Source organism: Mycobacterium sp. 852002-50816_SCH5313054-b (assembly GCF_001667185.1).
Taxonomy (GTDB): Bacteria; Actinomycetota; Actinomycetes; order Mycobacteriales; family Mycobacteriaceae; genus Mycobacterium.
In genome coordinates, this window is record NZ_LZIC01000141.1 from 1 (window position 1) to 20419 (window position 20419).

Consider the following 20419-nt stretch of genomic DNA (forward strand, 5'->3'; position numbering starts at 1 on the left):
GGCGCCACCCGCCCCGCCGAGGCCGCCGTTGCCGACCAGCCCGGCGGCCCCGCCGGCACCGCCGGCGACCCCGGGGTTGTCCGTTTGCGAAAAGCCGTTGCCGCCGTTGCCGGTCAAAAACCCGCCGGGCGCACCGTTGGGGTTGGCCGCCGTCCCGTTGGCGCCGTCACCGATCAGCGGGCGCCCGAACAACAAATTGGTGGGTGTGTTGATAGCCGCCAAGATGTCTTGCTCCACGGTCTGCAACGACGGCACGTTGGCCGCCTCGGCCGCCGCATACGCCGCGCCCGCGCTGCTTAGTGCCCGCACGAACTCGGCATGAAACGCCGCGGCCTGGCTGCTGAGCGACTGAAAGGCCCGCGCCTGACCGGCGAACAACGACGTGATGGCGGCCGATATCTCGTCACCGGCAGCAGGCACCATGCCGGTAATTGGGGGCGTCGCAGCCGCATTCGCCGCAATCAGGTCCGAGCCGATGGTAGACAGATCCGTTGCCGCCCGGGCCAGGAACTCCGGAGCCGCCGCCAGATATGACATCGCTTCCTCCCACCGGGCCGTCGACACATCGACAAATCGGAGACATATCGGATGCATGTGAAGATACGTGGCTTTCCACCCGATATTTCAGCGTTCCGCCAAACGCGTGCGCCGCTAAATAAATAGCTGTTAGTTACACTATGCGAAGCACTTGTATTGCGAAGAGAACTAATGACGGAGCAGCGATCCGTGTCAGTGCTAAACGAACGGAAACCGTTGCGGCCCTTGGGAAGGTGGAGCCCATGAGCCTGGTAGCCGGACGCGGTCCGCTCAGCAGCGATCCGGCCGGGCGGTTTTCGCCCGCGATACCCTCCGAGGTCGTCTACATCGAGCCGCACCCGCGGCGCGTCCAGGCTTTCGTCGATAACCGCGCGGTGATCGACACCGAGCGGGCGCTGCTGGTGCACCGGCGGGGCTGCCCGCTCAGCTACGTCTTCCCAGCCGGCGAGGTGGGCGGCTTACCCGCCGCGCCGGAGCCCGAAGCCCCGGGCTTCGTCCACGTGCCCTGGGACGCCGTCGACACCTGGCTGGAGGAGGGCCGCGAACTCGTCCATTACCCGCCGAATCCCTACCACCGGGTCGACTGCCGATCGACGAGGCGCAGCCTGCACGTCAGCGTCGCCGGCACCGCGCTGGTGGATACCGACGACACGCTGATCCTGTTCGAAACCGCGCTCGAGCCCCGCCTTTACGTCGACCCGAAACACGTGCGCACCGATCTGCTGCGGCGTTCCGAGACGTCGAGCTACTGCAACTACAAGGGCTTCGCAACGTATTGGTCAGCCGTGCTTGACGACCTGGTCATCGACGATGTCGCGTGGAGTTATGAAGACCCGCCCCCGGAGAGTCTGCCCATCAAGGGGTTTCTGAGCTTCGACGCCGCCCGGGCGGCTGTGACGGCCCAACTACCGCCCGCCTAGTTCCGCGAAAGTGCAACTGGCGACACATTTCCCGAGTACCGCCGTCGGCAGTCACACTTTCGCGGTCAGGTCAGCCGCCGTAGCTAGGGCGGCCGAGCCCCAGGGCGTGCTGCGCGATCATGTTGCGGAACACCTCAAGGGTCCCGCCGTAGATCCCGAGCGGTAACGAAAGACGGTAAAGGTGTTCTGCCGCACCGTCGCTCGCGGCGCCCTGGGCGTCGGTGGGCAGCGCCGACGCCGCGCCCAGGATGTCCATCAGGTCCGGCGTGATGTCGCGCATCGTCTGCGCGATCGCCACACGCCCGAACATCCCGGGACTGGACAGCGCCGCCTCCATCCGCGCGACGGCGCGCCCGAGCCGATATTTCACCGATTCGTCGTCCACCTCCGAGACGATTGCCGCGACCGTGTCGACCACCTCGGCCATGAGGTCGCCGTGGCCCGCCATCGCCGCAACGTATTGCAGGCCATGGTCTTCCGGGTCCACCATGCCGTGCTCGGAGTCCAGCGCCGCGCGCATCACCGTCCAACCGCCGTTCACCTCGCCGATGCGGTGGAGGTCGTCGACGCGCACGTCGCTGTAGTAGACGATGTTGGTGCGGTCGCCGTCCAGCGTGCGGATGCCCTGGATCTCGATGCCCGGCGAATCCAGGGGGACCAGAAACATGGTCAGGTTCTTGTGTTTCGGGCCCTGCGGGTCGGTGTTGGTGAGCAGGAAGACGTACCGGGCGTTCTGCGCGTTCGAGGTGAACATCTTGGAGCCATTAATGATCCACGCGTCACCGTCCCGCACCGCACGGGTCTTGCAGGTGGCGACGTCGGAGCCGCCCTCCGGCTCGGTGTACCCCAGGCACAGCCGGATCTCGCCGGACAGCACGCCGGGCACGACTTTGCCGGCCAGCTCCGGCGCGCCGAATTGCTGGACCAGCCGCGCGACGACGGACGTGGTGCCCCAGTGGTACCACGGCGTGTGGGCCCGGGCGATCTCGAGCTGGAAGATGCGCCGGCGAACCGCGCTGAACCCACCGTCGGCCTCCGCCTGCCAATCCGAGGCCAGATACCCGGCCTCGCCGAGCGCCAAATGCACTTGCTCGTCGAAGTTTTCGCCGAATTCGAGCTGCCGGGCGAGCACCTCGTCGGTGACGTGCTTGGCGATGAAGGCCCGGGTCTCCTCAAGAAATTCCTGGTCCTGCGCGGAGAGTTCGACGTGCGAGAAGTCCATTTACATCGCATCGATGACTAGGGTGCGGAACCGGTCGAGGGTGTCGAGCGCATGGGCCACGCTGTCGCCGGGCAGCCCGACGCTCACCCACGTCACGCCCACTGCCGCAAGCTTTTCCAATCCATCGAGGTATGCTGCGGCGTTGAAATCGTCGGACGCGGGGCTGCCGCCTTCGAAGTTGGTGAAGGTGACGTCGATCGCGGACCAATCGCGGCCCGCCGCGTCGCAGCGCCGTCGCAGATCGTCGATGCCCTCGGTGAGGCGCTGCACGGAGTCGATCACCGCGGTGCCCGCGGTCTGGGCCAGCTGCGGCGGAGCGGGAAACGGGCACCAGCCGTCGCCGTACTGCGCGACGCGCTGGCGCGCGGCCGTGGTGTTGCCGCCGATCCAGATCGGCGGGCAGCTGGCCGGCCGCGGGTGCGCGGTGATGCCCCGGGCGGTGAAATGCTTTCCCTCGAAGGTGATGTCGTCACCCGTCCAGATCGCCCGGATCACCTGCAGCGCTTCGTCGAACAGCTCGGCGCGCTCGTCGTAGTTCACGCCCAGCGCCGCGAATTCACGCTTGAGGTAACCCACGCCGACGGCGAGCGTGAAGCGGCCGCCCGAAAGCAGGTCCAGCGAGGCCCCGGACTTGGCCACCACGAACGGGTTTCGATACGGCAGCACCACGATGTTGGGGATCAACCGCAGCGTCGTCGTCCTGGGGCCCGCATAGCCCAGCGCGACAAAAGGATCCAGCGCGTCGTGCCCGCCGGCCTCCAGCCATCGCTGCGACGGCGCCGGGTGGTCGGTGAAGCCGAACCCGTGAATCCCGGCCGCCTCGGTGGCCGCCGCGACCGTGGCGATGCCCTGCCCGCTCACCAGCTCCGGGTTGTACGGATGGCTGTGCATCGGGTGGGTGATGGTGAAGCGCATGAGGGCGACCAGACGCTAGAACCGCGCGCGGGAATCGATAGCGGTGTCGCTGGTGCGCAGCGGACGGATCAGCGCCTCCTGGGCAAACGAGCACAGCAGCTCGCCGTCCTCGGAGTGCACGGTGCCGCGCACGTACGACATTCCCGCGCCGACCTGGGTGCTCTCGTGGGTATAGAGCAGCCAACCCGCCCAGCGCACCGGCTCATGGAACGCGACGGAGATGCTCATCGGTGCGGTGGACACGGTCAGGTGCGCCTGGGCGGTGCCGATGCCCGGATGCGCGCGCATCGTGGTGGAAATCCCCAGGTGGCCGGTGAAGTACGCCAGCAGCGCCTTGGCCAGATCGTCCCGGCCGGGGATGGGTTCGTAGCGCAGCCACGCGTAGAGCTCCGGCGGCCCGACCTCCTCGGGGCTGTTCACGTCGACGACGTCGACGAGGCGCAGTTCACGTCCGACCATCGGCATCGGCGAGTGGTGGGCATCCGCGGGCCCGGCCACGTCGGGGCGCGGCAGGTGGTGGCGAATGACGTCGTCGGTCGGCACGTCGGCCAGCACGGTGATGCTCAGGCAGCGCCGACCGTTCTGCTGCACGGCGACCACCGCGGTCGCGGTCGACCGGCCCTCGGCCACCACGTCGAGCACCAATTCGATTGGCGCCCCAACGGTGACCGCGCGGGAAAACACCGCGTGCGCCGAGCGCACGGACTTGTCGGGGAATCGTTTGGCCACCGCGACGATCGCCTGGGCGAGCACCTGGGTGCCCTCCACCACCTGCCGTTCGTCGCCGACGGCGATACCGGTGTCACCGGTGAACCGATCTTGCCCGTCGGCCTGCACGTCGAAGAGATCCAGCAGGCCCTGCACCGTCCATTCGGTCTGCTCTGATTCCTCGGAAGCTTTAGTCAAGTCGGCTCCATTTCTCGCGCTGGCAGCTCACGGCTCAGCGTGACACTTTGAGTAGGATTTGTAAAGCTTGGCTAACAGACACAGGGAGGCAACGCAATTGGGCATCGTGACGAGCACCTCGGAGACCGCCTTCGGCCATCCCGCCGAGGCGGTGTACGACTTTGTGACCGATCCGGCGAATTGGACGAAGACCTACCCCGGCAGCGCGCACATCGACAAGTTGCCGGAGCTTCCGCTGAATGTCGGTGACACCTGGGAGGAGGCGGGTCCGGACGGCGAGCGGATCTTCAGCTGGCACCTGGCCATCGCCGACCGGCCCTCGCTGTTCGTGTTCAATTCGGTCGGCCGCCTCGGCCACGACCGCGACGGGAAGGGCGGGCTCGAGGGCCGGATCACCGTCACCTACCGGTTCACCAGGCCGGGCCGGGACATCACCCTGTTCTCCCGGACCATGACGATCGAGGCCCACAAGCACGCCCCGTTGCCCGACCAACTGTTCCAGCAGGCCAACCCGGCGCGCATCGACGCCTATCACGAGGCCGTGGCGCGCGAACTGGGCGAGATTGACACCGGCGCACGTCCTGCATGACACTTCTGCGATGTTTTGTAAGGCAGAAGGTTTGTCGAAGGGCCCGGCCGGATGATCCCGGAGCCCCTGGCCAACGGCTTCTGCTTCGGTGAGGGCCCACGCTGGTTCGAGGGACTGCTGTGGTTCTCCGACATGCTCGGCGAGGCCGTCCACACCGCCGACATCCGCGGCTCGCTCACCACGTTGCCTCTGCCCGGGCGCTCGCCGTCCGGCCTGGGGTTCCGTCCCGACGGTTCACTGCTGATCGCCTCGACCGAAGACCGGCAGGTGCTGCGCTACGACGGCGAAACCGTCGTCCCCATAGCTGATCTCGCGTATCTGACACCGGCAAATCTGGGTGACATGGTCGTCGACGACGTCGGGCGCGCCTACATCGGATGTCAGGCGTTCTCCGGCGGCGCGATCATCCGCCTCGATCCCGACGACGGACCCACCAGTGCCACTATTGTCGCCGAGAACCTGGACTTTCCCAACGGCATGGTGATCACCCCCGACCGAAAGACGTTGGTCGTCGCCGAGTCGACCGCCCGCCGGCTGACCGCGTTCACCATCGACGCGACCGGCGGGCTCGGCGACCGCCGGGTCTTCGCCGACGGCCTCGACGGGCCGCCCGACGGGATCGCACTCGACGCCGAGGGCGGGGTGTGGACGTCGATGACGCTGGCCCACCAGTTCGAGCGGATCACCCAAGGCGGCGTGGTGACCGACCGCATCGACATGGGCGAGCGGGTGGCCATCGCGTGCGCCCTCGGCGGCCCCTCGGGCCGCACGCTGTTCTTGCTGTCCAGCACCGACGCCTATCCCCGGCGCCTGATCGGCACCAAGCTGTCCCGGCTGGACGCCGTGACGGTACAGACGCCCGGCGCGGGCCTAACCTGACACCCCGAGAGGTGCACGAGTGACGGATTCCTATTACGAGCTGATCGACGACACCGACCCGCTGGGCGAAAAGTTCGGGGCCACCGACCTGGCGCGCGGCACCTGGTCGGCGGCGATCCAGCACGGCGGGCCGGTGTCGGCGCTGCTGGTCCGGGCGCTGGAACGGTGCGACCAGCGCGACGACACCCGGCTGTCCCGGGTCGTGATCGACCTGCTGGGCGGGGTGCCGGCCGAGGGTGACCTGTGGGTGTGCTCGCAAGTGCAACGCGGCGGCAAGCAGATCGAATTGGTCAGCGCCGAGATGCTCGCCCCGGGACCCGACGGCGAACCGCGCCCCGTGGCCCGCGCCAGCGGATGGCGCCTGCAGCAGCAGGACACGCGGGCGATTGCGCACGCCGCGGCCCCGCTGCCGCGACCGCGGACCGAGGCCCGCAACCGCAACCTCAAGGCGAGGGAGTGGGACCGCAACTACGTGCACAGCCTCGAGTGGCTCTGGCTGACCGAACCGCTGAGTGAGGGCCCGGGCGAATCCTGGATCAACCCGACCGTGGACCTCGTCAAAGGCGAGACCATGACGCCGCTGGAGAGGCTCTTCGCGGTGGCCGACTGCGCCAACGGCATCGGCAGCAAGCTGGACATCACCAAGTGGACGTTTCTCAACACCGATCTCGCCGTGCACGTGTTCCGGATCCCCGACGGCGACTGGATCGGCATTCGCGCGGAGACCAGCTACGGGCCGGACGGCATCGGGACGACGATCGGCACCCTGTTCGACGAGCGCGGCGCCGTCGGCGCGATCCAGCAGTCCGTGCTGGTTCGGGCGCGACCCGGCCGGGAAACGAAAAAACCGTGACACCTTGGCGATACTTCGTAAAGTTTCTGTTATGAGCCAACCGGCCCAAGCGGCAGAGGTCGACACCTCGACGCGCCAGCGCATCCTCGACGCCACCGCCGAAGTACTCGGCCGCAACGGCCAGACCAAGCTCAGCCTGTCCGAAGTGGCCGCCCAGGCGGGGGTGTCGCGCCCCACGCTCTACCGTTGGTTCGCGTCCAAAGAGGAACTGCTGTCGGCGTTTTCGCAATACGAACGGCAGGCCTTCGAGAGCGGCTTGGTCAGGGCCACCGCCGGACTGAAGGGAGTCGACAAGCTCGACGCCGTGCTGCGATTCATCGTCGAGTTCCAGCATTCGTACTCGGGCGTGCGCATGGTCGACGTCGAGCCCGAGCACACCGTCGCCCAGTTCGGCCGCGTCATCCCCGAGATGCGCGCCGGCCTGCAACGGCACCTCTCCGGACCCAACGCCGCGGTGAAGGCTGCGACCGTCATCAGGATTGCGATCTCGCACTACATCGTCCGAAGCGACGATGCCGATCAATTCCTGGAGCAATTGCGTCACGCGGTCGGGATCAAGGGCTCCAGCTAGCCCCATCCTCCGCGAGCGCGCGTGTTTGTACGGCGACACGCCGTATCGCGCGTACAACTGCGCGCCCTCGCGGCATGACGGTTCAGTCGAACAGCACCGCGGCGTTGAGATAGCCGGTCGGGTCCAAGGCCGCCTTGACCGCCCGCATCGCGGCGATGTCGGCGGGCTCCCGCGACATGCCCAGGTACGGGCGCTTGCGACTGCCGACGCCATGCTCGGAGCTGACGTTGCCCCCGCACCGCGCGATGAGGTCCATCATCGGCTCGTACAGATCCCGCTCCCGCTCGGCCGGGCAGCGCAGCACGTTGAGGTGCAGGTTGCCCTCGCCGATGTGGCCGAACAGCACGGGCAACGCCTCGGGAGCATGCGCGCCGATCAAATCGGCCGCCCGCGTTGCGAATTCATCTACCGACGACAACGGCAACGACACATCAAACTTCAGCGGCGGCCCGTACACACCGAGCACGTCGGCGAGGGCTTCCCTGACGCGCCACAATCGTTGCTGCGCAGCGACGTCCACGCCGACGGCGGGTTCGCCGCACAGCCGCACGCCGTCCAGCAGCTCGGCGAGGCGATCGGTTTGGTCGTGGTCGGCGGCCAGCTCCACCAGCAGCAGCCAGGCGCCGGCGACCGGCGCGCCGACCCCCAGGTGTTCGGCGGTCAGCGCCGCGGCCCGGCCGTCGATCAGCTCCAGCGCCGCGATGCCGTCGACGTCCCGGAAGGAGCGGCCGGCCGCCACCAGCGCCTCGAGGTCGGCGAACCCACAGACCGCCGTCACCCGATGTGTCGGCGTGGGGTGCAACCGCAGGTCCAGCGCGGTGATCACGCCGAGGGTGCCCTCGGCGCCCACGAACAGCGCCGGCAGGTCGTAGCCGGTGTTGTCGCTGCGCACCCGGCTGTGGCGGCGCATCAGCGAACCGTCGGGCAGCGCCACCTGCAGGCCGACGACTTGCTCGCCCATGTTGCCGTAGCGGACCGTCCGCAGGCCGCCGGCGTTCGTCGAGGCCATGCCGCCGACGGTCGCCGTGTCGCGGGCGGCCAGGTCCACGCCGAACACCAAACCCGCTGCGGTGGCGGCACTTTGGACGGCTGCCAGCGCGGTGCCGGCGCCGGCCTCGACGCGGCGCTCCACGGTGTCGACGTCCCCGACTGCGCATAGCCGTTCGGTGGACAGCAGCACGTCGTCGTGCTCGGGGACGGTGCCGGCCACCAGCGAGGTGCGGCCGCCCTGCACCGTCACGTGCGCCCCGGCGTCGCGGCACACCCGCAGCACCGCGGCGACCTCCTCGGCGGAGCCCGGCCGCACCAGCGCGCCGGCCCGCCCACGATAGCGGCCGGTGTGGTCGACGCTGCGGCCGGCCAGCACGTCGGCATCGGTGATGACGTGGTTGGGACCGACGATCCCTTTCAGGTCCCCAAGGCTGCCGGGCATGCTCGCGGTTATAGCACCGCCCGGACTAGAGCCAAAAGAGCGACATGTCTTCCGCACCGGATGCCACGGCCGGACGCCCCCCGATCCGCAGCATTCGGCGCAATTCAGCCGACTCCACCGTGCGCAGGAAGTTCGACCACGACGCCACCTCGGGGTGCCGCTGGAGTAGGGCTCGCCGCTGGCGCTCCGTCATGCCACCCCACACCCCGAATTCGACATTGTTGTCCAACGCTTCTGCCGCGCACTCCCGCATGACCGGGCAGTGCCGGCAGAACGCCGCGGCCTTGCGCTGGGCGGCACCCGCGACGAAGAGGCCGTCGCCATCGGTGGCGGTGCACAAGGCTCTCGATACCCAGCGAGCGGGGTCGTCCTCGTCCGCGCTGCGGACCACTCCATGGACGCCCGTACCGTACGGTCTTCGACCGGCGAGGGTTGACACTGACATGAGCTGATCCCTTCTTCCGGCCCGAGCCCCCCCGCAGGTCAATGCGTTATTCCCCGCGATAGCGCGACTTAAACACGCGTCGAATACGGGAGGGGCCGGGGAAGGTTCAGAACGCCTTGTGCGGCACGTCGGTGACCAGTCCGCCGTCCATGACGAACTCGCTGCCCGTCGTGTAGGACGACTCGTCGCTGGCGAGGAAAAGCACGAACGTCGACACTTCGCGCGCCTCACCCGGGCGGCCCAGCGGGACGGTGACCATGTCCTCGGGCAGCTTCGCGGTCATCGGGGTGCGGATGAAACCGGGGTGTATCGAGTTGACCCGGATGTTGAACGGCGCCAGTTCCAGCGCCGCCGACTTGGCCAGGCCGCGCACCGCCCATTTCGACGCGACATACGGGTGCACCGCGGGCGCGCCGCGCAGCCCCTCGATCGACGACACGTTGATGATCGAGCCGCCCCCGGCCTCGGTCATGGGATCGACGGCCACCCGCATGCCCAGGAAGGTGCCGGTCAGGTTGACGTCAATCACCTTCTGCCACTTGCCCAGATCGAAATTCCTCAGCTGCCCCAGCGCCACGATGCCGGCGTTGTTGACCAACACATTGAGCTTGCCGAATTCGCCGGTCGCCGTCGCGACCGCGGCGTCCCACTGGTCGGGCTGGGTGACGTCGAGGTGGACGTAGCGCGCGGCCTCGCCGAGCTCGTCGGCCAGCGCCTTTCCCTCGTCGTCGAGGATGTCGCCGATCACCACCTTGGCGCCCTCTTCCACGAGCATCCGGGCGTGCGAGGCGCCCATCCCCCGGGCGCCACCGCTGATGAGCGCCACTTTGCCGTCTACCCGTCCCACTGAGGGGCTCCTTTCGGTTACGTAACTACCAGGTTGTTCGGTGCGTACAGACCTTTGCCGGTGACCAGCGGAAGGTCGAGCGTGGTGCGGATGCCGGGCGCCGCCGCGATCACCGAGGGGATGGCGTTGACGATGCGCCCGGCCGCGCCGACGATCGCGGCGTGGTTGTGGTCGCCCTTGCGGCTGCTCGGGACGATGTCGACGGCGTAGGACGGTTCCCCGGTGATCTCGACGCGATAGGAGCCGCCGCCGGAAGCCGGCTGCGGCCAGTCGGGCCTAAGGTCGGGGCGCAACCGGGTGATGTGCTCGACGACGATGGCCGGGCGGCCGCCGGACATGCCGCGGATCTCGAACTGCAGCGCGGCCATGGTGCCCTTGGCCACGGGCCCGACCGCGATCTCGAAGTCCTCGGGCGCCGGTTCGCGCTGGCACGAGTCGGTGATCTCGTCGATCTCGATGCCGAGGCCGGCGGCCAGCTGACGGATCGCCGTGCCCCAGGCGATGCTGAGCACCCCCGGCTGCAGCAGCATCGGCACCTCGTCGAGGGGCCTGCCGAACCCCATGTAGTACATGACCTCGGCGCCGTCGTACGTGGCGTAGTCGGCGATCTCCATACAGCGCACCTGCTCGATCCTCTGGCAGGTGCCCGCCAGCGCGAACGGGATCAGGTCGTTGATGAACCCGGGATCGACGCCGGTGATGAAGACGCTCGAATTTCCTTGCCGCGCGGCGTCTTCGACCCGAGCGATGTACTTGTCGGGCATCACACCCCACGGGTATTGCAGCAGGCCCGGCGCCGACCCGACGACGTTGATCCCGGCGGCCAGGATGCGCATCACGTCGGCCATCGCGTCGGGCAGGCGGGTGTCGCCCATCGCGCAGTAGACGACGCACTCCGGCTCGGTGGCGAGAATGGCGTCGAGGTCGGAAACGGCGCGGACGCCCGCGACGGTCGCGGCGCCCAGGCCGACGCCGCATAGCTCCCCGGCGTCCTTGCCGACCTTCTCCGGCGTGGAGACGCAGACGCCCGTCAGCTCGAACTGCGGGTTGGTGATCAGTTCGGCGAGGGCCAGCCCCCCGACATTTCCGGTGCCGACGTGCGCGACGCGGATGGCCATCAGAGTCTCCGTCCCTCGAACGCTCGAAACGTTTCTAGACAGTAGTCCACTACTTCTCAGGCGCCTACCGGACCCGACATCGCACAGGGCAGAATTGGAACGCTGTGGACCCACAACGCGAGGACGTCCAATTCGCATCCGGCGACGACCGGATCAGCGCATGGCTCTACCGGCCCGTGAGCAGTGATCCGGCGCCGCTGCTGGTGATGGCGCACGGCCTGGGCGCGGTGCGCACCATGCGGCTGGACGCCTATGCCGAACGATTCAGCGCCGCCGGCTACGCGTGCCTGGTGTTCGACTACCGCAACTTCGGCGACAGCGGGGGCCGGCCGCGCCAATTGCTCGACATCAAGATGCAGCTCGCGGACTGGGCGGCGGCGGTCGCGTACGGGCGCACCCTGGAGGGCATCAATCACGATCGAATCGGCTTGTGGGGCACCTCGTTTGGCGGCGGCCACGTGATTGCGACGGCGGCGCGGCTGCCGGGCATCAAGGCCGTCGTGGCCCAGTGCCCGTTCACCGACGGTGTCGCGTCCGCCCGCACGCTGAACCCGGTGATCTTCGCGCGGATCGGTGCCCTGGCGGCGCGCGACCTCATCGCGGCCCGGTTCGGCCGACCGCCGGTGCTGGTGGCCGCGGCGGGCAAGCCGGGTGAGGTCGCGCTGATGAACGCCCCCGACGTGTACCCCGGCTACCTGCGGCTGGTCCCCGAGGGCCAGTCGGTGCCGAACGAGGTCGCCGCGCGGTTCGCGTTGAAGGTCATCACCTACCGGCCGGGTCGGGCCGCCGCGAAGATCGGCTGCCCGATCCTGTTCTGCGTCTGCGAAGCCGACTCCGTGGCTCCCCCGGTCCCCACCCTGCGCTATGCGGCCAAGGCTCCGCGCGGCGAGGTCAGGATGTACCCCGAGGGCCACTTCGAGATCTATGTCGACGACGCGTTCGAGCGCGTGGTGGGCGATCAGCTCGCGTTCCTCGACAGGCATTTGAAGAACGCGCAAATGTAGCGCGGGCAAACTTGCGCCAAACGCCAGATTTCCTCGCGGGACGGCTCTAGTCTCGGTCAGTACCTAATACCCACGGTCGCGGGTAAGTCCGTGTGACAGGGCGGGGTCCCGGCCTGTGGGGAAGGACGGGGAGATGTCGCAGTTAATCAGCACCCCTGAGACGCTGGCCTCGACGGCCGCCGACGTGCAAAACATCGGGTCGGCGATCAACGCCGCAAGCGCCGGCGCAGCGGGACAGACCACCGGTTTGCTGGCGGCGGCCGAGGACGAAGTCTCGGCGGCCATCGCGAATCTCTTCGGCGCCTACGGCCAGCAATACCAAGCGGTCCTATCGCAAGCCGCCACGTTCCATACCGAATTCACCCAGGCCCTGGCGGCCGCGGCGAGCACGTATGCGCAAGCCGAGGCCGCCGGCGCGGCGCTGCTGGGGCAAACGGCTATAACCGGCGGTGCGTCCACGGGCACCAGCTCTGTGTCGGTGGTGCAGTTGGCCGCCGGGGACCCGCTGTATGCGTTGATCATGGGCGGCACCAACAACCCGGGCCCCGACCCCAAATATGTAACAAGCGTCTTCAACGCATTCATCAAGCCGAATCCCCTTTTCTCCTCCGCAATACCGCAGGGCCTTTTCACCCCCGAGCAGTTCTGGCCGGTGACCCCACAACTCGGCAGCATGACGTTCGGCCAGTCCGTGGCCAAGGGCGTCACGTTGCTGAACAACGCGCTCCTGGGACCCACCGGGGTAATCACGCAGGGCAACAGCGCCGTGGTTTTCGGCTACTCGCAAAGCGCCACCATCGCCACCAACGAGATCAATGCGCTTTTGGCGGCCGGCTCAACCATCCCTGCCAACCAGTTGTCTTTCGTGCTGATCGGCGATCCCAACAACCCGGTCGGCGGCCTCCTCGAGCGCTTCCCCGGTTTCTACATCCCCTTCCTGGATGTGGCTTTCAACGGCGCAACGCCGCAATCTCCATGGCATACCAGCGTTTACACATACCAATACGACGGCATCGCCGACGCCCCGCAATACCCGCTGAATCTCGTCTCAGACCTGAATGCGTTCATGGGCTATTTCTTCGTCCACGGCCAGTACCCCCTCTTGACGGCCACTCAGGTGGGCACCGCCGTTCCGTTGCCGACGAACGGCGGAAATACCGACTACTACATGTTCATGACGCAGAACCTGCCGTTGCTGGAGCCGATCCGCGCCATCCCCTACGCCGGCCCGCCGATCGCCGACATCTTCCAGCCGGATCTGCGGGTGCTCGTCGACCTCGGCTACGCGGACTACGGAGCCGGCGCCAACTACGCGAACATTCCGACCCCGGCCGGACTGCTGGACATACCGAATCCCTTCACGGTCATCCCCGACCTCGCCCTGGGCGCGGTGCAGGGTCCCTACGGCGCCGCGGTCGAAATCGGGGTCGAGTCGGGGCTGCTGTCCCCGTCGTACTTCCCGAACACTTACCCGTGGGTTCCGTCGATCAATCCCGGCCTGAATATCTCGCTCGGCCAGTCGAGCACGACACTGCTGTCGGTGCTCAGCGGCGCGGCCGGGAACGTGCTGCACCTCATTCCGCCGCCCAACTTCCCCTGACGCTTGCTCCGACTACGGTCCGAGCGGACAACTGTTGCGGACCGACTCGTCGCGGATCAGTCCCCGCAGCAGCGCGGTACTGAACTCGGCCGCGATCTCCTTGGCGCTGCGCCGCCCGCTGGGCCGCAGCCATCGGTAGCTGCCCAGGGTCATCCCGATGTAGCCCAGGGCCACCACATGCGAGTCGCACTCGAAGAACTCCCCGCTGGCGATGCCGCGGTCGATGAGCCCGTGCACGTGCTCGTAGACCTGGGCCTCCTTCTCGCGGACCTCGGCAACCTGCTCGCTGGTGAACCATTCGGTGATGTAGGGCTGCTCCTGGAAGTAGACGGCGGCCCGCTCCGGATTGGCCGCGATCCCGGTGAGCAGGCGGACGGTGTACTGGTAGAGCGCCTCGCGGGCCGTCCACGACGGATCGTCGTGCACGGCAGCCAGCGTGCCCTCGGCCGCCTGGCGGTAGATGTCGAACAGGATCAGCGACTTGCTGGCGTAGTAGTGGTAGACGGTCGCCTTGTTCAGCCCGATCACATCGGCGACGTCGTCCATCCGGGTGCCGTGATAACCGCGGGCCGCGAACAGCTTGGTGGCGACAGCCAGCAACTCCTCGCGGCGGGTCAGCCCGTTCTCGGATGGCATTCGTACTCTCTATCGTCGCTGCCGTGGGCCGCGGTCGGGCCCGGATAAAGCAAAGTATCAATCAACTGGTTGGACAGTTTAAGGCCACGGCCGTCTGTCGCACCGGCGCCTGGGCGACTACGATGGTGTGTCGAACTGGTCGCAAGTCGAGAGGTGGGGACATGGATCCGAGTCCGGACTATGACATGAGCGACGAGATCGAGTTCTTCTTCAAGTACGTGCCGTGGGGTCTGCGCGGCGTGGTCGACGGCAACGGGTACCCGCCGCCGGCCTACCCGCCCGTCTAACCGCCCGTCGCCCTTAGAGCGCCTTGAGTTCCTCGGCGACCTCGGTCACCGACTTCTTCGCGTCCCCGAATAACATCGTCGTGCCGTCGGCATAGAACAGCGGGTTGTCGATGCCCGCGAACCCCGAGTTCATCGACCGCTTGAGGACGATCACCGATTTCGCCTTGTCCACGTTGAGGATTGGCATCCCGTAGATCGGGCTGGACGTCTCGTTGCGGGCCGCCGGGTTGGTGACGTCGTTGGCGCCGATGACGATCGCGACATCGGTGCGCCCGAACTCGTCGTTGATGTCGTCCATGTCCTTCATGGCGTCGTAGTCGACCTCGGCCTCGGCCAACAAGACGTTCATATGACCGGGCATGCGGCCGGCGACCGGGTGGATGGCGTACTTGACCGGCACGCCCTTGTCCTCCAGCAGCGACGCCATGTCCTTGACCGCGTGCTGGGCCTGCGCGACGGCCAGGCCGTACCCCGGAACCACGATCACCTGGTTGGCGTAGGCCATCTGGATCGCCGCGTCGGCGGCCGAGGTGGCCTTGACGTGCTTGTCGCCGCCGGCGTCGCCACTGGGCGCCACGCCGCCGCCGCCGAATCCCCCCGCGACGATCGCCGGGATCGAGCGGTTCATCGCCTTGGCCATCAGGTTGGTCAGGATCGAACCGGAGGCGCCGACGATCATGCCCGCCACGATCATCGCGGTGTTGTTCAGCGCCAGGCCGGCCGCGGCGGCCGACAGCCCGGTCATCGCGTTGAGCAGGGAGATGACCACCGGCATGTCGGCGCCGCCGATGGGCAGCACCACCATCAGGCCGAGTACACCGGCGGCGGCCAGCAGGCCGATCATCCACCACAGCGACACCCCCCCGGTGCCGGGATGCGCGCCCAGGCCGATGACCACCGCGGCGGTGACCGCGCCGGCCAGCAGCAGCAGGTTGATCGGTTGCTGGGCCCTGCCGAAGCCGATCGGTGATCCCGAGATGATCTCCTGCAGCTTGCCGAACGCGATGATCGACCCCCAGAACGAGATCGACCCGATGATCGCGGCGAACACCGACGCCACCACGATGTGCACGGTCGGCGACTCGCCATGCTGGAAGGCCGAAAAGCCATTGGTCTCAATGAATTCCGCGAGAGCGATCAGCGCGACCGTGCCGCCGCCGACGCCGTTGAAGAACGCCACCAGCTGCGGCATGGCGGTCATCTTCGTCAGCCGGGCCGGCGGCACGCCGAGCACGACGCCCACGACGAGGCCGGCGATGATGAGCACCCACGACTCGGTGTGCCGGATCTTGATCAGGGTCGCGGTAACCGCGATGGCCATGCCCACCGCGGCGATCAGGTTGCCTCGCACCGCCGTCTTCGGGCCGGTCAGGCCCATCAGGCCGTAGATGAAGAGCGCGAACGAGATGATGTAGAGAACGGTGACGAGGTAGTTCATTTCGCCGCCGGCGCTTCCGCCTTGTCGGCCTTCGCGGCCGACGCTTTCTTCTTGCCCTTGAACATGCCCAGCATCCGGTCGGTGACGATGAAACCGCCGATGACGTTCAGCGTGCCGAAGACCACCGCGACGAACAGGATGATCTGCACGGCGAGCGACGGGTGCTCGACCTCCCCGAAGACCACCAGCGCGCCCAGCACCACGATGCCGTGGATGGCGTTGGTGCCCGACATCAACGGCGTGTGCAGGGTATTGGGCACCTTGGAAATCACCGCGAACCCGACGAATCCGGACAGGACCAGGATCGCCAGGTTGGCCAACAGCTCGTCATACATGTCTAAGAGTCCTCCCTCGCCCGGGTAACGCAGGCTGCGGCGACGACCTCGTCGTCGAAGTCGGGCGCCAGCTTGCCGTCGGTGATCAACAGGTCGAGCAGCGCGGTGATGTTCTTGCTGTACAACTCGCTCGCGTGCTCGGGCATCGTCGCCGGCAGGTTCAGCGGCGCGGCGATGGTCACGTCGTGCTTGACCACCGTCTGTCCGGGCTCCGTCAGCTCGCAGTTGCCGCCCGTCTCCCCGGCCAGGTCCACCACCACGCTGCCCGGCTTCATCGCCTCCACGGCGGCGGCGGTCACCAGCCGCGGCGCCGGCTTACCCGGCACCAGGGCCGTGGTGATCACCACGTCGAAACCGCTGATCGCCTTTTCCAGCGCCTGCTGCTGCTGGGCGCGCTCCTCGTCGGTGAGCTCGCGGGCGTACCCGCCCTCGCCGGCCGCATCGATCCCGACGTCCAGCCATTGCGCGCCCACCGAGCGCACCTGGTCGGCCACCTCGGGGCGCACGTCGTAGCCGGAGGTGCGTCCGCCCAGCCGTTTGGCGGTGGCCAGCGCCTGCAGGCCGGCGACCCCGACACCGAGCACCAGCACGGAGGCCGGCTTCACGGTGCCCGCCGCCGTCGTCAGCATGGGGAAGAACCTGGTCGACTCCGAGGCCGCCAGCAGCACGGCTTTATAGCCGGCCACGTTGGCCTGCGACGACAGCGCGTCCATCACCTGCGCCCGCGAGATCCGCGGGATGGCCTCGAGCGCGAACGCCTGCACACCGGCATCGGTGAGCGCGCCGATCAGGTTGTCGGGGTTCCGGGGAGCGAGGAAGCCGATCAGCGTCTGCCCGCTGCGCAGGCGGCCGACCTCGGCGGCCGTCGGCGGTGCGACCTTGACGACCACGTCGGCGGTCCAGGCGTCGCCGATGTTGGCCCCGGCTTCCGTGTAGAGCTCGTCGGGAAGCAGCGCGCCTTCGCCCGCACCCGCCTCGACCACCACGGCCACGCCGCTGTCGACCAGCGACGCGACCGCCTTGGGGACCAACGCGACGCGCCGCTCGTCGGTCCCGGACTCGGCGACCACCCCCACCGTCGTCTGCGCATCTGTCATGGCGCCTACATCCACTTCCTTATGTCTTTGGCTTGCCGCAGACACCCTATAGGTCCGCTACCAGAGCGGAATCTCTTGCCCGTGCTCCGACGCCGGGCGCGGGCCGAAGTAGCGGCGCTCGGACTCGTCGATCGGCACGTCGTTGATGCTGGCCTCGCGGCGCGCCATCAACCCCGACGGGCTGAATTCCCACAGTTCGTTGCCGTAGCTGCGGTACCACTGGCCGTCGTGATCGTGGCACTCGTACTGGAACCGCACGGCGATGCGGTTGTCGTGGAAATCCCACAGGCTCTTGCGCAGCGAATAGTCGAGTTCGCGCTCCCACTTGCGGGTCAGGAACGCGACGATCTCGTCGCGGCCCACGACGTGTTCGCCGCGGTTGCGCCACTGCGAGTCGGGCGTGTAGGCGAGGCTGACCCGTTCGGGATCGCGGGTGTTCCAGGCGTCCTCGGCGGCCTGCACCTTGTGCATCGCCGTTTCGGAGGTGAACGGGGGGAACGGGGGGCGGGATTCGGTCATGACGTACATCGTGCTCGGCCGCAATCGCGACACATAAACGTCTGCGACGACACGCCGCCGCCGCTCGCAGCCGTTAATATCTCGCGTGCTGGCGGCCTGCAACAACGCGGCACGCCACGTGTCCTATCGTGACGGTCATGGACTTCGCGATGTCGGCCAAAGCCAGCGACTACCACAAGCGACTGTCCGACTTCATGATCGAGAACGTCTTCCCGGCCGAGGCCGCATACGACAAACACCGTCACGAGGCCGGCCCGAATGACCACACGGTTCCGCCGGTCATCGAGGACCTCAAACGCAAGGCCAAACAGCAGGGACTGTGGAACCTGTTCCTGCCGGCCGAGTCCGGCCTGACCAACCTCGAATACGCGCCGCTGGCCGAACTGACCGGCTGGAGCCTCGAGATCGCGCCCGAGGCGCTCAACTGCGCCGCGCCCGACACCGGCAACATGGAAACGCTGCACCTGTTCGCCACCGAGGAGCAGCGCAAGCAGTGGCTGGAGCCGCTGCTGGCCGGCGAGATCCGCAGCGCCTTCTCGATGACCGAGCCGGCGGTCGCCAGCAGCGACGCCCGCAACATCGAGACCTCCATCCAGCGCGACGGCGCCGACTACGTCATCAACGGCCGCAAGTGGTGGACGTCCGGCGCGGCCGACCCACGCTGCAAGGTCCTCATCGTGATGGGTCGCACCAACCCCGAGGCCGCGAGCCACCAGCAGCAGTCGATGGTCTTGGTGCCCATCGACACCCCCGGCGTGACCGTCGTCCGCTCGACCACCGTCTTCGGCTACCAGGACCAGCCCGGGCACTGCGAGATCATCTACGACAACGTCCGCGTTCCGGTCACCAACCTGCTCGGCGAGGAGGGCGGCGGCTTCGCGATCGCCCAGGCCCGGCTGGGCCCGGGCCGCATCCACCACTGCATGCGCGCGCTCGGCGCCGCCGAACGCGCGCTGGCCCTCATGGTGGACCGGGCGAACAACCGGGTGGCGTTCGGGCGTCCACTGGCCGAGCAGGGCGTGGTGCGCGAGGCAATCGCCAAGTCCCGCAACGAAATCGACCAGGCCAGGCTGTTGTGCGAGAAGGCGGCGTGGACGATCGACCAGCACGGCAACCGCGCCGCGCACCTGCTGGTCTCGCAGATCAAGGCGGTGGCGCCGCAGGTGGCGTGCGACGTCATCGACCGCGCGATCCAGGTGCACGGCGCCGCCGGCGTCAGCGAGGACACGGTGCTCGCCCGGTCGTACGGCTGGCACCGGGCCATGCGACTCTTCGACGGTCCCGACGAGGTGCACATGCGGACCATTGCGCGCGCCGAGATCGGCGGGGAGAAATCCGGGTTCGCCGCGGCGGTCACCGCGCATGCCTGAAGCCGTCCGAGAACTGTCCGGCGCGTGGAACTTTCGTGATGTCGCCGACGGTGTTGCCGCGCTGCGGCCCGGACGGCTGTTCCGGTCCGGCGAGCTGAGCCGCCTCGACGACGAGGGCCGGGCAACGCTGCGAAGGCTCGGGATCACCGACGTCGCCGACCTGCGCGCGTCGCGGGAGGTTGCCCGCCGTGGCCCGGGGCTGGTGCCCGACGGCGTCGAGATCCACCTGCTGCCGGTTCCCGACTTGTCCGACCAACCCGAGGATGAGCAGACCGACGGGGCCGCGCCGCACGAAGAGGCGTTCCAGCGGCTGTTGCGGGGCGAATCCGACGGCTCCGAGGAGTCGGTGAACGAGACCGCCGTGCGCTTCATGACCGACGAGTACCGCCAATTCCCGACGCGCAACGGGGCGCAACGTGCGCTGCACCGCGTCGTCACGCTGCTGGCCGCCGGGCGCCCGGTGCTCACGCACTGCTTCGCGGGCAAGGACCGCACCGGCTTCGTCATCGCGACGGTGCTGGAGGCCGTCGGCGTCGATCGCGACGCCATCGTCGCCGATTTCTTGCGCAGCAACGACGCCGTACCCGAGCTTCGGGCGCATATCTACGAAATGATCCAGCAGCGCGGCGACGCCGAGCTCACCCCTGAGGTGGTGACCTTCACCGAGGCGCGGCTGTCCGACGGGGTGCTCGGCGTCCGCCCGGATTACCTCGCCGCCGCCCGCCAAACGATCGACGACGAATTCGGTTCGCTGGGCGCCTATCTCAAGGACGCCGGTATCACCGAGGCCGACGTCGACCGCATGCGCGGCGCGCTGCTCGGCTGAGGCGACCGCCGTCGGCCGCGCGCGGGACGCAAACGCCGGACAGGATAGCCAGAGCACCTTACGCTGACGGGGT

General features: G+C 68.0%; 22 protein-coding genes and 1 pseudogene. 10 read left to right on the top strand and 13 right to left on the bottom strand.

From position 1 onward, the window contains the following. Positions 1-537: PE family protein (locus A5787_RS25470; RefSeq protein ID WP_156764137.1), on the bottom strand; the 537-nt coding region annotated here is incomplete at its 3' end. A 242-nt stretch (positions 538-779) separates the two neighbouring features. On the opposite strand from A5787_RS25470, the gene A5787_RS25475 reads away from it, so the two are divergent. Then, positions 780-1457, top strand: coding sequence for a DUF427 domain-containing protein (locus A5787_RS25475; protein WP_066972277.1), 678 nt, complete (start codon positions 780-782; stop codon positions 1455-1457). Between the two features lie 70 nt (positions 1458-1527). On the opposite strand, the gene A5787_RS25480 is transcribed toward A5787_RS25475, so the two are convergent. From A5787_RS25480 to A5787_RS25490, 3 genes are read right to left on the bottom strand one after another with little or no spacing between them, the layout of a single operon-like run. After that, a complete protein-coding gene (locus A5787_RS25480; RefSeq protein WP_066972280.1) occupies positions 1528-2679 on the bottom strand; it encodes an acyl-CoA dehydrogenase family protein in 1152 nt (383 codons plus the stop codon). After that, positions 2680-3594 (bottom strand): LLM class F420-dependent oxidoreductase, encoded by a 915-nt coding sequence (locus A5787_RS25485; protein ID WP_066972283.1) that lies wholly within the window; start codon positions 3592-3594, stop codon positions 2680-2682. Positions 3595-3609: 15 nt separating this feature from the next. Continuing rightward, a complete protein-coding gene (locus tag A5787_RS25490) occupies positions 3610-4500 on the bottom strand; it encodes an acyl-CoA thioesterase II (protein WP_066972286.1) in 891 nt (296 codons plus the stop codon). Positions 4501-4597: 97 nt separating this feature from the next. On the opposite strand from A5787_RS25490, the gene A5787_RS25495 reads away from it, so the two are divergent. Genes A5787_RS25495 through A5787_RS25510 form a run of 4 tightly spaced genes read left to right on the top strand, consistent with a single transcriptional unit; the run spans position 4598 to position 7392 of the window. Further along, positions 4598-5089, top strand: a complete 492-nt coding sequence (locus A5787_RS25495; RefSeq protein WP_066972289.1) for an SRPBCC family protein — start codon at positions 4598-4600, stop codon at positions 5087-5089. A gap of 51 nt (positions 5090-5140) precedes the next feature. Further along, positions 5141-5968, top strand: coding sequence for an SMP-30/gluconolactonase/LRE family protein (locus tag A5787_RS25500; protein ID WP_066972292.1), 828 nt, complete (start codon positions 5141-5143; stop codon positions 5966-5968). A gap of 19 nt (positions 5969-5987) precedes the next feature. After that, positions 5988-6821: a thioesterase family protein gene (locus tag A5787_RS25505; RefSeq protein ID WP_066972295.1), complete on the top strand. Its 834-nt coding sequence runs from the start codon at positions 5988-5990 to the stop codon at positions 6819-6821. Between the two features lie 31 nt (positions 6822-6852). After that, complete coding sequence (locus A5787_RS25510; RefSeq protein ID WP_066972298.1) at positions 6853-7392, top strand: TetR/AcrR family transcriptional regulator; 540 nt, start codon at positions 6853-6855, stop codon at positions 7390-7392. Between the two features lie 82 nt (positions 7393-7474). Here A5787_RS25510 and A5787_RS25515 read toward each other — a convergent pair whose 3' ends face one another. The 4 genes and pseudogenes from A5787_RS25515 to A5787_RS25530 all read right to left on the bottom strand — a co-directional run bounded on the left by A5787_RS25515 (position 7475) and on the right by A5787_RS25530 (position 11234). Further along, positions 7475-8824 carry an FAD-binding oxidoreductase gene (locus A5787_RS25515; protein ID WP_066972302.1) on the bottom strand — a complete coding sequence of 450 codons (1350 nt, stop codon included), beginning with the start codon at positions 8822-8824 and terminating at the stop codon, positions 7475-7477. 127 nt (positions 8825-8951) lie between these two features. Continuing rightward, positions 8952-9269 (bottom strand): annotated as a pseudogene (locus tag A5787_RS25520) (WhiB family transcriptional regulator); the annotation flags it as partial. A gap of 106 nt (positions 9270-9375) precedes the next feature. Then, on the bottom strand, positions 9376-10116 hold the full coding sequence (locus A5787_RS25525) for a glucose 1-dehydrogenase (RefSeq protein WP_066972305.1): 741 nt from the start codon (positions 10114-10116) through the stop codon (positions 9376-9378). 17 nt (positions 10117-10133) lie between these two features. Further along, a complete protein-coding gene (locus A5787_RS25530; RefSeq protein WP_066972308.1) occupies positions 10134-11234 on the bottom strand; it encodes a diacylglycerol kinase in 1101 nt (366 codons plus the stop codon). 104 nt (positions 11235-11338) lie between these two features. Between A5787_RS25530 and A5787_RS25535 the strand changes: the two genes are divergently transcribed. Then, a complete protein-coding gene (locus A5787_RS25535) occupies positions 11339-12238 on the top strand; it encodes an alpha/beta hydrolase (protein WP_066972311.1) in 900 nt (299 codons plus the stop codon). A gap of 133 nt (positions 12239-12371) precedes the next feature. Beyond that, positions 12372-13838: a PE-PPE domain-containing protein gene (locus A5787_RS25540; protein WP_066972464.1), complete on the top strand. Its 1467-nt coding sequence runs from the start codon at positions 12372-12374 to the stop codon at positions 13836-13838. Positions 13839-13850: 12 nt separating this feature from the next. Here A5787_RS25540 and A5787_RS25545 read toward each other — a convergent pair whose 3' ends face one another. Continuing rightward, the gene (locus A5787_RS25545; RefSeq protein ID WP_066972314.1) at positions 13851-14474 is read right to left on the bottom strand and encodes a TetR/AcrR family transcriptional regulator; all 624 of its coding nucleotides are present in this window, start codon (positions 14472-14474) and stop codon (positions 13851-13853) included. 161 nt (positions 14475-14635) lie between these two features. Here A5787_RS25545 and A5787_RS27550 point away from each other — a divergent pair, with 161 nt between their 5' ends. Continuing rightward, positions 14636-14761, top strand: a complete 126-nt coding sequence (locus A5787_RS27550) for a hypothetical protein (RefSeq protein ID WP_108637325.1) — start codon at positions 14636-14638, stop codon at positions 14759-14761. Between the two features lie 13 nt (positions 14762-14774). On the opposite strand, the gene A5787_RS25550 is transcribed toward A5787_RS27550, so the two are convergent. Genes A5787_RS25550 through A5787_RS25565 form a run of 4 tightly spaced genes read right to left on the bottom strand, consistent with a single transcriptional unit; the run spans position 14775 to position 18150 of the window. Beyond that, positions 14775-16199, bottom strand: coding sequence for an NAD(P)(+) transhydrogenase (Re/Si-specific) subunit beta (locus A5787_RS25550; protein ID WP_066972317.1), 1425 nt, complete (start codon positions 16197-16199; stop codon positions 14775-14777). Next, positions 16196-16534, bottom strand: coding sequence for an NAD(P) transhydrogenase subunit alpha (locus A5787_RS25555; RefSeq protein ID WP_066972320.1), 339 nt, complete (start codon positions 16532-16534; stop codon positions 16196-16198). The genes A5787_RS25550 and A5787_RS25555 overlap by 4 nt, the downstream gene beginning before the upstream one ends. A 2-nt stretch (positions 16535-16536) precedes the next feature. Beyond that, complete coding sequence (locus A5787_RS25560) at positions 16537-17631, bottom strand: Re/Si-specific NAD(P)(+) transhydrogenase subunit alpha (RefSeq protein WP_066972322.1); 1095 nt, start codon at positions 17629-17631, stop codon at positions 16537-16539. Between the two features lie 57 nt (positions 17632-17688). Then, positions 17689-18150: a nuclear transport factor 2 family protein gene (locus A5787_RS25565; protein ID WP_066972467.1), complete on the bottom strand. Its 462-nt coding sequence runs from the start codon at positions 18148-18150 to the stop codon at positions 17689-17691. A gap of 149 nt (positions 18151-18299) precedes the next feature. Here A5787_RS25565 and A5787_RS25570 point away from each other — a divergent pair, with 149 nt between their 5' ends. Both A5787_RS25570 and A5787_RS25575 read left to right on the top strand, forming a co-directional pair. After that, complete coding sequence (locus tag A5787_RS25570) at positions 18300-19520, top strand: acyl-CoA dehydrogenase family protein (RefSeq protein WP_066972469.1); 1221 nt, start codon at positions 18300-18302, stop codon at positions 19518-19520. Then, a complete protein-coding gene (locus tag A5787_RS25575; RefSeq protein WP_066972325.1) occupies positions 19513-20346 on the top strand; it encodes a tyrosine-protein phosphatase in 834 nt (277 codons plus the stop codon). The genes A5787_RS25570 and A5787_RS25575 overlap by 8 nt, the downstream gene beginning before the upstream one ends. The last annotated feature ends 73 nt before the right edge of the window (positions 20347-20419 follow it).